This is a genomic window from Candidatus Omnitrophota bacterium (assembly GCA_028717245.1).
Lineage (GTDB): Bacteria > Omnitrophota > Gorgyraeia > Gygaellales > Profunditerraquicolaceae > JAGUYA01.
Genome location: JAQUOD010000004.1, coordinates 136544 through 146951, shown reverse-complemented (window position 1 = coordinate 146951; position 10408 = coordinate 136544). Strand labels below are relative to the sequence as shown.

Below are 10408 nucleotides of genomic sequence, written 5' to 3'. Positions count from 1 at the left end.
GCACCGGCCCAATTTCTACGCTCTATGGCGTTTATATTGCGAATATGACCAGAGGCACTGATAACTATGCTATTTATTCTGCCGGCGCTAAATCCTATTTCGCTGGCAATGTCGGCATCGGCACGACGAGTCCTGCCACTAAACTCGAAGTCAATGGTAACGTTAAATTAACCGCTATTACCTCAGGGACCGGCGCAGGCACACAACTTTGTATAGGGACGGATTCAAAGGTATGTGCTTGCGGGCAATGTAATTAAAATGATCCATTATTTTAAAAGAATCTATTATAAGTTTCTACAGAGAAAAAATAGTGATGAGGTATTTAATTCGGTAATCAATAAATTCAAGATATACCTTTCTGTAGAACAGGGATTGGGCAAGGTTACGGTTGAAGGATATATAAAATGCATAAAAAAATTTATCAAAAGTACTGGTAAACTCGTACCCTCAAAAGATGTAGTTTTGGGCTATTTAGCAGCTTTTAGAAACCTGGAATATTCTTATAGCCATATTCGTAATACAACCAGGCTGCTTTGGTGGTATATGAAATTCTGGGGAATGAATTTAGAACTTAAATATCCCCGTAAGCCTGAGCGGGTTATTAAGGATATACTTACAGAGCTAGAGATTATGCGGATGATTAACGCATGCCAGAATATTAAAGATAGGGCCATAATTACTCTTTTGTCCTTTACGGGGATCCGGATGAAGGAACTTAGGCAATTAAGAACGAAGGATATTGATATCGCCAAATTGACCCTAACTGTGATAAATGGTAAGAATTCCCGGGATAGGGTAATTTGTATCTCAGCTGAATGCGCTGAGTTAGTTAGCGCATTTATTGCGAGATATGATAAAGAGCCCGAAGATTACCTGTTTGGGGATGGCCAGGGAGGACAGGTTTCGGCTAAGTTATTGAGGAGGCTGTTCAGGGAATTGGTTGCCAAAGTAATGATAAGGAAAAAGGTAAGTGTGCATGTCTTCAGGCATAGCCTGGCTACCAATTTATTAATTAATGGCTGTGATTTAATTACAGTCCAACGTCAATTAGGGCATAAAGATATTAAAACAACTTTGCTTTATATCCAATATTCGCCAGAAATATTCAGAAAACAGTATGATCGGTATATTCCTAAATATATCCAAGAAAAAATAGCTTAATTAAAAAGGAGAGGCATGATGAGTAATATGGAAATATTTATACCTACCGGCGGACTGGTTTTTATTATAACCAGCCTTATTGCGGTAAAGGTAGAGTTAGCTAAACGGCCTACTTTTAAAGATACCGATGAACGGTATAAGAAATCCGAAGTCTGTAATGAAATTCATAAGGCCGCCAACGAAAAACTAAATTGTATTCCCGAGATAAAAACAAAAGTTACGCAGATTGAAACCAAGATGGATTTACTCTTGACGAAAAATGGAATCGAATATAAAGCCTGATAATTGCCCTGAATGCCAAATACCTACACCCCTGCAGCTCATTCATACCCTGCGCAAGGAATTAACCCTAATAGGTTATTGCCCTAATCATAAGAAGGAATATTATAAGCTCCCCAATAGGGAATGGGTAGATAGAAAGGCCTGGATAAAATTACAGGATGAATTCAGGTGAACAAGAATGATAAAGACAAAACTATCTGGTGCCATATATGTTTTACCTGGGTATGCGCTCTCGCGGGGGTCCTGCGCCTCTCCAGGAATGAAGGCAGGGATGATATCTTATGTTTAAATTGCGAAGCGCATTTGGGATATGATACAGACTGGCCAGAATTGTATAGATAAGAAAGTTAAGCTTGAGATTGACCTGCATGAATATAAATTTATCGTTGTTACGGCTAAGAGACATAAAGATATGTTGAATAAATTAGGGATAAATGAACTGCTTAAAAAAGACTTAGTTAAGGACATTAATATTATAACGAGCATATTGGAAAAGTCAGAAGTTAAAACGAAGGAGGGATAGATGGAGATAGCGAAGGCATTGGCGATATTTTCAGGTGTTATAGCTGTTGTAATCAAGATAAGGCATTTTATAGCCTGGGCCGTAGACAAATGGGCTAAGCTTTCGCCCATGGTTGAGCCGATTATCAAGGATGTAGAGGCCGCAGCTGCAGACGGGAAGATCACCCTGGAGGAGCGTAAAAAGATAGCGATGAATGCAATCATGAATGCCGAAAAAGGAGGAATGATCAAGTTGAGCTGGCTCAGCCGGTGGGTAATAGGAATCATTGTAGACAGAGTGGCCCAGAAGCTTCCCGATATTGAAGTATCGAAGAATTCCGCGGCCCTGGTCGCAGATGCTATAACTAAATTAAAAGGATGAGCTGGCTAAGTAATTGGTGGAAAATGAAATTAAAAAAGGGTTTTTTCTTTAATATCACAAAACCTTGGCCAGGGGAAGATAGGTTAGATGGGCAAAAGCCTATAAAGAAAAAAGAATCGCCGCTTTGGAAGTGGCTAAATAGAAGGAGGTAACAAATGGGCGCATGGAGCAGGATAGCAGGTTTCTTTAAAGGTTTATTTGTTAAAGCAGGAGATTTTATCAAAAAGTTATGGACAGTAGCCGAACCATTTTTAAAAGAGGTCTTAAGTGCCAGCACAGCTGCAGCAGTTAAATCCCTGCAGGATCTGGCCATTGAGGCAGTCAAGCAGGTCGCCATTCAGGGATTACCTACAGACGATGCTAAGAGGAAAGCCTTTGCTGACTATATGACAAAGGCTGCGATGCAAAAAGGTATTGAACTGGGGGATTACGAACTGAATCTATTGCGGGAAACAGCATACGCAATCTGGAAAAAGTCAAACGAGCAATAATAAAAAGAGAGACTTCATTTGCCAAAATCGACCTGGTCGAAAAAACAGGTAAAGAAGCTTATAAAATTATATAACCGTGGAGATACCTATCCTGATATAGCCGTAGCCGTAAACAAATCTATCCACGCCATAGACCATCATATACGAGAACTCAAGGTCCGCAATATCATCCCCAAAATCCAACCCAACCGCCGGCGCGGACACCTCTCTAACAGCCAGGAAGCCGAGGCATTTCATTACAAGACATTATTTGAACAGATCGGCAAAAGCATCCTGCGCGCGGTAAACAAGATACCAAAGTATAAGACATTTAAAGCCCCCAAGATCAAGATACCTTCGTCTTTGGATGAAGAGGAATGGGGCCTTTTATGGTCAGACAGCCAAATAGGAGAATTGGTTAACCAAAAGGAAACCGGCGGCCTCGGCAATTATAATTATGAAGTATTCTTACGAAGGCTATCTTTTTTAAAGGAGGGTCTTATAAAGATTAAACATTATCATCCGCCGGTCAAAGTATTTAACGTATTCTTCCTTGGGGATATCATAGATAATGCAACCATATTCCTCGGCCAGATGCGCCAGGTAGACATGAAAGTGGTAAGTCAGGTGATCCTGGCATCTGAACGTATCGCGGAATTCCTGATATTCTTGGCCGCGCAATATGAACATGTGAATTGTTACTGCATCGTAGGTAACCATGGCAGAATCGGCAAGCCGGGAGAAATGTCTCCTACTGATAATTTAGAATATCTTATTTATTATATTATAAAACAGCGCCTATCTAATTTAAGAAATATTAGAATTGAAATTGCCGAAAGCTGGTTTATGGTTATCCAGCGCATGACTTCACGCTTCTTTATTATCCACGGTGAAGATATACGCAGCTGGATGACTATACCTTTTTATTCTGCCGAAAGGTCAGAAGGCAGATGGCAGAAGCTTACCCGCGCGCAATTTGATTATTTTATAGCGGCGCATCATCACCAACAGGCAGAATTCGACAATATCATCTTTAACGGGTCCTGGGTAGGGGGAAGCGAATTCTCTATCAAGAAGCTTGCCAAATCCGGCCTGCCCAGCCAAACACTATTTAGCATCCACCCCACCTTCGGGATTACCTGGCGCAGGAACGTGGTATTAGTAGACCCGAAAGAAATAAAGAAGGTACCAGTGGAGATCTATAGATGAATAAGCGCAGGGTTATAGTATATATTTCTGGGCCATACCGAGGAGACATAGAAGAGAATATCTGTAAGGCCCGCCAGATGTCCATTGAAATATGGAAGGCGGGGTATACCGTAATTTGTCCCCACCTCAATACTTTCCATTTTGAAAAAGACTGCACCCTTCCGGAAAAAGATTATATTATGGGAGACATAGAGATTTTACGCAGGGTAGATATAGTTTTTATGCTTGAGAATTGGCAGAAATCCGAAGGCGCAAACATTGAGCATGAAGAAGCATTTAGGCAGGGAATACCTATCGTATATAATTTAGAACATCTAGAGGCCTGGTATGCGGCAAAACCGACGGTCCCTATTTAAAAAGGGGATTAAGCATGATACTAAGAAGCTACAATGGTGCCTTTTGCCCTTTGAGGTCCTGCGCGATGTGGTGCAGGTCCTTATGCATGGCGCCAGGAAATATGCGCCGGATAACTGGAAGTATGTTAAGCCCAAAGAACGTTACTTTGATGCCTGCATGAGGCATTTAGATGCCTGGCAGGCAGGAGAGAGAAAGGACCCGGAAACGGGTCTTAACCCATTAGCGCATGCGATTTGCTGCCTTATCTTTCTTCTATGGCATGATAAAAATACTAAAGGTAGAAAATTAACAAAAATGTTAAGTTAATGTATTTTGGTTAATAAATTCCTTTAGAATGTTTCCCAAAGAGCGGCGCGAGGGTGTTCCTGCCACCCGTTGACCGCCGCTCCCCTCCATATAAAATACCCAATTATTAAAAATAAAGATTGACAAGTAATTCTATTTGTGGTAAATTCTACTTGTAGAATAACAAAGGAGGTAATATGGCTGGTCATTCAATCAGAATAACAGATCCCGCTTATGAAAATTTAGAGAAGTTAAGATACCAGGGCCGACTTAAATCTAAAAGGAAAATTTATAACCAAGAGATAATCGAATTTGCTTTGGATCAGATAAACCGATGTCCTACATGTATCAAGAAATTCCAAAAATGGGTTATAGACAATTCAAAGGTAACAAAAAAATAGGGTCAATGATTCATCCGGAGGAGAAAGGCAGAGTTTGATGGATTATTTAAAGGAATTCGAAAATTATTTACGGTATGAAAGACAACTCGCCGAGTCTTCTGCATGCCAATATTTAACGATGTTGGTTGAATTTAAGAAATTTTTGATGGCAGATTTAACCCGCCCCCAACAATTCAATATTGTTTCCAGGACTGATGTTTTAGAATTTTTATCCTATTTGCGTAATGATAAAAAGATAAATAATTCTACTATATCAAATTATATTGCGGCTTTAAGAAGCTATTATAAATGGGCCACCTATACCACAAAAAATGAAACCCTTACCCCGCTTTTACATTACTTAGTCAATATTGTCAGAATAAAAAAACCTCACGTAGTCCCCTTTGTCCCAACCTTAGAAGAAATAACGCGATTAAGAGATACCTTGAGGGCATACTTGGAATTAAGTTCTTATGATAAAATGCGGGCTACCTATAAAAAAATATTGACCGCCTATACAATGATTGAATTACTGATAACTACCGGTATGCGTTCCAATGAATTGCGTAATCTTCAATATAAAGACGTGGATCTCGAAAATAAAGTCATATTTATCAGCCATGGGAAGGGGGGTCATCAACGGTATAGCATATTTGGGGATGGTGCTGTCAATCTTTTCAAAGAATATTTTAAGATTTTCGAATTCCAACCCAACGACTATATTTTCCCCATTAAGCATCCGAAACATATAAATTCAATCGTAAAACGCTGGGCAGCCCGGGCCAAGATTAGCACGAAATTACATACCCATTCTTTTAGACATTTTTTTATTACTGAATCAGAAAATCGCGGAATTCCATTACAGATTATCGCGGATCAGGTAGGACATTTCAGCCTCAACTCAACAAAGCATTATACACATTTAAATATACAGAAAGTTAGGAATCACTATAATAATAAAGAAATTTAAAAATTAACTTGACAAATAATTTTTTTTAGGTACACTAAAAAGTACCACAAAAAAGGGTTCCAAATTCCCTCCCTATTCCTCGGTTACCAATCTAAATTGTTGATTTATCCAATAAAAAGAGTAAAATATGTTTCTGTGGGTTATGAGATAGCCATAAATAAGGCCTGGGAAGAATTACTTAAATTAAACCCGGAAGATCCTGCGTCGGTCAGATTCCTGGCTGATGAATATACTGTAGATTTTAAGGAGAAGAGGATAATCTCGTTGGCCTGTAACGCGCCGGCCAAAGATTTTACCGCTATCCTGATCCTGCATTATTTAGTCGTTAAATCCAAAGGCCTGCCGGAATTAACCGGAGAATGGGTAAGTTTTAAGGAATTATCAGGAGTAGAAGGTTATTATCCGGCTTTTAGAAAAAGGGCCATTGAGCCGATTATTAGAAAGTATGGGGCTCACCCCGGAGGCATACTTACAGTTTTAGAGCGGTTGCCGGCTAAAAGAGTGGACCAGGGCGATATAGGCATTGTTTTAGAGGCATTTACTGATGTGCCGGTAATGATAGAACTCTGGCGGCCGGATGATGAGTTTGGGCCGGAAGCCAACATGCTTTTTGATAAAAATATCAACAAAATTTTTTGTACGGAAGATATCGTAGTATTGGCAGGATTTTTAGCCAGCCAGTTATAATCGTAAAAAGGAGAATTGCATAAAATGAAAAAAATTATTTTTATTGCGGTTATGGTATTGTCTCTGGGGTTTATTCATTTGGTTATGGCTGATGAGCCGATTAAAATTTATAATACTGAAAACTGGGGCCTGGCCATACCCTTTGGCAAGACCTATGATTATACGAATATTTATGTCAAGAGGGTAGTTGATGGCGATACCATCCAACTTGAGACAGGCGAGAAGGTGCGGCTCATTGGTATAGATACCCCGGAGATGCATGAGTCAAATAAGCTCTATAAGGATAGCCAGAGGAGCGGGCAGGATACTGCCGCGATCCGGGAATCAGGCAGGCGCGCCTATGAATTTACTAAAAAGTTGGTAGAAGGTAAGCGTGTCAGCCTGGAATTTGATGTAGAAAAATACGATAAATACCAGCGGCTCTTGGCTTACGTATATTTAAAAGGAGACGGCACGTTTGTGAACGCGGAAATTATCAGTCAAGGGTATGCTTCTTTGATGACTATCCCGCCGAATGTAAAATACGCGGATTCATTTTTGAAATTATATCAGGAGGCGCGTCAAAATAAACGCGGCCTATGGAAATAGGAGGCAATTATGTTGAGATTTTTGACCGCAGGTGAGTCGCACGGGAAAGCATTAGTAGCGATTTTAGAGGGCATGCCCGCAGGGTTAAGGGTGGATGCCGCTAAGATAAATCAGGAATTAAAGCGCCGGCAGCAAGGAATCGGCCGGGGTAAGCGCATGCAGTTTGAAGATGATAAGGCCAGGATAATTTCCGGGTTAAGAAAAGGCCTGACTTTGGGCAGCCCCATTGCCCTATGTATTGAGAATAAAGATTTCAGTATTGAGAAATTACCTGCTGTAACTTGTCCGCGCCCGGGGCATGCGGATTTAGCTGGATTATTAAAGTATGGCTTTCTGGATGCGCGTAACGTATTGGAGCGGGCCTCGGCAAGAGAGACTGCCAGCCGCGTCGGCATCGGCGCAATCTGCAAAATTTTCTTGCAGGAATTCAAAATAAAAATATCCAGCCGGGTCTTGTCTATTGCCGGCGTATCTACTCCATTAGAAATGAGAGAAAAGATTGACCAAGCCAAGGCTGATAAGGATACGGTAGGCGGCATTTTTGAAGTAGTAGCTAAAGGCCTGCCTTGCGGCTTGGGGAGTTATGTGCAGGCAGACAGGCGCTTAGATGGAAAACTCGCACAGGCCATTATGTCTATCCCGGGGATTAAAGGGGTAGAAATCGGCTTAGGCTTTCGGTCTGCTTACCTTTTTGGTTCCGAAGTCCATGATGCGATTTATTATAATAAGAACAAAGGTTATTTCCATAAGACCAATAATGCCGGCGGTATTGAAGGCGGTGTATCTAACGGTGAAGATATCGTGGCGTATGCCTGTATGAAACCCATCTCTACGTTATTAGAGCCTTTAGATTCAGTGAATATACTCACCAAAAAACCTGCCAAGGCCACTGTCCAACGTTCGGATATCTGCGCAGTTGAGTCTGCAGGCATAATTGCCGAGTCAGCACTGGCGTATGTGCTTGCTGATGCCTTCCTGGAAAAGTTCGGCAGCGACGCGCTGGGCGATATAAAAGACAGCTACCGGAATTATTTAAAAAGAATGCGTTAGAAAATATCACCTCCTGCGTCTATTAAGCTAAAAGGAGGTGATAGGAATGGTTGAGAACGGAATTCAGGTCAGCCGTATTTACCGGATAGACGGCGACGGCAAACTAAAGGCCTTTGTGGACGTAAGCATCGGCGATTTTATCGTTAAGGGCTTGCGTATCGTAGAAGGCCAAAAGGGGTTGTTTCTGGGTTTGCCGCAGGATAAATCCAAGGATGGTAAGTGGTATAACGCCTTTTATCCTACGACCAAAGAGGCGCGCCAGAACCTTACGGAAGTCGTCCTAGCTGCCTATCAGGAGTAGTTTGGCAAAAAAGCCCGCTATTTTTAGCTTAAATAGCGGGCTTTTATAGTTTGACACATTCGGCTTAGAAGCTTATAATGATAAGTCACCTAAGCGTCAATCCCGCGAATAGGGTATTTTGGAGTGATTGACAGCGCTTTAACTATATGATAGAATTACGGATATGAATAATATCTATTTGGTAGGATTTATGGGCACAGGCAAAACCACTATAGGCAGACAACTCGCCAAAAAAAAGAAGTGGCAGTTTGTGGATTTGGATGATTTAATCGAACTAAAGGAGAAAAAGACCATTTCTGCTATCTTCGCTCAAGATGGCGAGCCTTACTTTCGCAAGGTAGAGAAGAAAGTCTTGCAGGCAGTAGCCAAAGAAAAGAAATTTGTCGTAGCTTGCGGCGGCGGGGTAGTTTTGGATAAGGATAATATTAAAGTGATGAAGAAAGCAGGGTTAATTATTTGCCTTTCGGCTTTGCCTGAAGTGATTTTGAAAAGGACCTCCAGCTATCGCCACCGGCCCTTATTGAATGTGGCTAATCCCAAAAGACAAATAGAGCTATTACTTAAACTGCGCGCCCCTTATTATGCCCAAGCGCATAAAACCATTGATACTTCTAAGCTATCCATAAAAGAAGTAGCGGATAAGATCCTAAAATTAACGACTTAAGAAAAATGACCAAGATAGAAGCGTTAGTAGGTTTGAATATGTTTTGCGGCATCGGCACTATCCGCCTGCATAAACTGCTTGAACTTTTTGGCACGCCGGAGAATATCCTCAAAGCCCGCTGCCAAGAATTAACGCAGGTTTTTGGCATCGGAGAAAACATCGCCCAGAAAATTACTTCTCTTAAGAAAGAAGACATAGATAAAGAATTCAGCCTGGCAGAGAAATTAGGTTTAAAGATTCTCACGCAGGAAGACGCGGATTATCCGCAGGGCTTAAAACATATCCCTGACCCGCCGATTGTGCTTTATGTAAAGGGAGAGATAAAAAAAGAAGATGCGCAGGGTATTGCCGTCGTTGGTTCGCGCCGGGCTTCTTTTTACGGACTGGCTTCAGCAGAGCGGTTTTCCGCGGATTTAGCCAATGAAGGTTTTACTATTATTTCCGGCCTGGCGCGCGGCATAGATACCTGTGCCCATAAAGGCGCCTTGAAAGCCGGCGGCCGCACTATTGCGGTAATGGGCAGCGGTTTCCGGCATATTTATCCTGCGGAGAATAAAAAATTAGCGGAAGCGATTGCGCAAAACGGGGCGGTCATATCTGAATTTCCCGTAAATACCCGGCCCTTGTCGCAAAACTTTCCCTGCCGTAACCGCGTGATCAGCGGCCTGTCTTTGGGGGTCCTGGTAGTAGAGGCAGCCAGAAATAGCGGCGCCTTGATTACCGCTGATTTTGCCTTAGAACAGGGCAGGGATGTTTTTGCACTTCCCGGAAAAGTAGACTCGGATAATTCTTTCGGCACCAATGAATTAATCAAGCAGGGCGCGAAATTAGTCTCCTGTGTTGAGGATATCAGCGAAGAATTTAATTCCAGCCAGGATATAGAATTAAAAAAATCAAAATCCCAAGAGCCGCCGGATGTATCTACGTTAAAAAAAATATCTTTAGCTGAAGACGAATCCCTCTTATATAACTTGCTCTCCGAGCAGCCCGCTTCTTTAGATGAAATTGTCGAGAGGTCTAATATTGATATTCCCAGGATATCCGGCCTGCTCTTAAAATTAAGCATGCGCAGGTTAATCAAGGAACTGCCTGGAAAACAATTTGTCAAAACCGCCACCTAA

At 41.7% G+C, this 10408-nt stretch carries 18 protein-coding genes; all 18 read left to right on the top strand.

The genetic code is table 11. From position 1 onward, the window contains the following. The coding region (locus PHV44_03985; GenBank protein ID MDD5592447.1) for a hypothetical protein at nucleotides 1-257 on the top strand (257 nt) is incomplete at its 5' end. Between the two features lies 1 nt (nucleotide 258). Further along, on the top strand, nucleotides 259-1161 hold the full coding sequence (locus PHV44_03980; protein MDD5592446.1) for a tyrosine-type recombinase/integrase: 903 nt from the start codon (nucleotides 259-261) through the stop codon (nucleotides 1159-1161). 15 nt (nucleotides 1162-1176) lie between these two features. After that, on the top strand, nucleotides 1177-1443 hold the full coding sequence (locus tag PHV44_03975; protein ID MDD5592445.1) for a hypothetical protein: 267 nt from the start codon (nucleotides 1177-1179) through the stop codon (nucleotides 1441-1443). Next, a complete protein-coding gene (locus PHV44_03970; GenBank protein ID MDD5592444.1) occupies nucleotides 1421-1615 on the top strand; it encodes a hypothetical protein in 195 nt (64 codons plus the stop codon). The genes PHV44_03975 and PHV44_03970 overlap by 23 nt, the downstream gene beginning before the upstream one ends. Further along, on the top strand, nucleotides 1612-1785 hold the full coding sequence (locus PHV44_03965; GenBank protein ID MDD5592443.1) for a hypothetical protein: 174 nt from the start codon (nucleotides 1612-1614) through the stop codon (nucleotides 1783-1785). Before PHV44_03970 ends, PHV44_03965 begins: the two co-directional genes overlap by 4 nt. Beyond that, nucleotides 1754-1966 (top strand): hypothetical protein, encoded by a 213-nt coding sequence (locus tag PHV44_03960; protein MDD5592442.1) that lies wholly within the window; start codon nucleotides 1754-1756, stop codon nucleotides 1964-1966. The genes PHV44_03965 and PHV44_03960 overlap by 32 nt, the downstream gene beginning before the upstream one ends. Continuing rightward, nucleotides 1967-2326: a hypothetical protein gene (locus tag PHV44_03955; GenBank protein MDD5592441.1), complete on the top strand. Its 360-nt coding sequence runs from the start codon at nucleotides 1967-1969 to the stop codon at nucleotides 2324-2326. It begins immediately after the preceding gene. A 155-nt stretch (nucleotides 2327-2481) separates the two neighbouring features. Beyond that, nucleotides 2482-2817, top strand: coding sequence for a hypothetical protein (locus PHV44_03950; protein MDD5592440.1), 336 nt, complete (start codon nucleotides 2482-2484; stop codon nucleotides 2815-2817). 18 nt (nucleotides 2818-2835) lie between these two features. Beyond that, nucleotides 2836-4005, top strand: a complete 1170-nt coding sequence (locus tag PHV44_03945) for a metallophosphoesterase (protein ID MDD5592439.1) — start codon at nucleotides 2836-2838, stop codon at nucleotides 4003-4005. Next, on the top strand, nucleotides 4002-4361 hold the full coding sequence (locus tag PHV44_03940; GenBank protein MDD5592438.1) for a DUF4406 domain-containing protein: 360 nt from the start codon (nucleotides 4002-4004) through the stop codon (nucleotides 4359-4361). The genes PHV44_03945 and PHV44_03940 overlap by 4 nt, the downstream gene beginning before the upstream one ends. Beyond that, complete coding sequence (locus PHV44_03935; protein MDD5592437.1) at nucleotides 4333-4668, top strand: DUF5664 domain-containing protein; 336 nt, start codon at nucleotides 4333-4335, stop codon at nucleotides 4666-4668. Before PHV44_03940 ends, PHV44_03935 begins: the two co-directional genes overlap by 29 nt. A 417-nt stretch (nucleotides 4669-5085) precedes the next feature. After that, on the top strand, nucleotides 5086-5997 hold the full coding sequence (locus PHV44_03930) for a tyrosine-type recombinase/integrase (protein MDD5592436.1): 912 nt from the start codon (nucleotides 5086-5088) through the stop codon (nucleotides 5995-5997). A gap of 99 nt (nucleotides 5998-6096) precedes the next feature. Continuing rightward, nucleotides 6097-6684, top strand: coding sequence for a DUF3786 domain-containing protein (locus PHV44_03925; protein MDD5592435.1), 588 nt, complete (start codon nucleotides 6097-6099; stop codon nucleotides 6682-6684). 24 nt (nucleotides 6685-6708) lie between these two features. Next, the gene (locus tag PHV44_03920; protein MDD5592434.1) at nucleotides 6709-7272 is read left to right on the top strand and encodes a thermonuclease family protein; all 564 of its coding nucleotides are present in this window, start codon (nucleotides 6709-6711) and stop codon (nucleotides 7270-7272) included. Between the two features lie 9 nt (nucleotides 7273-7281). Next, on the top strand, nucleotides 7282-8322 hold the full coding sequence (locus tag PHV44_03915) for a chorismate synthase (GenBank protein ID MDD5592433.1): 1041 nt from the start codon (nucleotides 7282-7284) through the stop codon (nucleotides 8320-8322). A 46-nt stretch (nucleotides 8323-8368) separates the two neighbouring features. Then, on the top strand, nucleotides 8369-8623 hold the full coding sequence (locus PHV44_03910) for a SpoVG family protein (GenBank protein ID MDD5592432.1): 255 nt from the start codon (nucleotides 8369-8371) through the stop codon (nucleotides 8621-8623). A gap of 163 nt (nucleotides 8624-8786) precedes the next feature. Then, a complete protein-coding gene (locus PHV44_03905) occupies nucleotides 8787-9287 on the top strand; it encodes a shikimate kinase (GenBank protein MDD5592431.1) in 501 nt (166 codons plus the stop codon). A 5-nt stretch (nucleotides 9288-9292) separates the two neighbouring features. Beyond that, nucleotides 9293-10408 carry a DNA-processing protein DprA gene (gene dprA / locus PHV44_03900; GenBank protein ID MDD5592430.1) on the top strand — a complete coding sequence of 372 codons (1116 nt, stop codon included), beginning with the start codon at nucleotides 9293-9295 and terminating at the stop codon, nucleotides 10406-10408.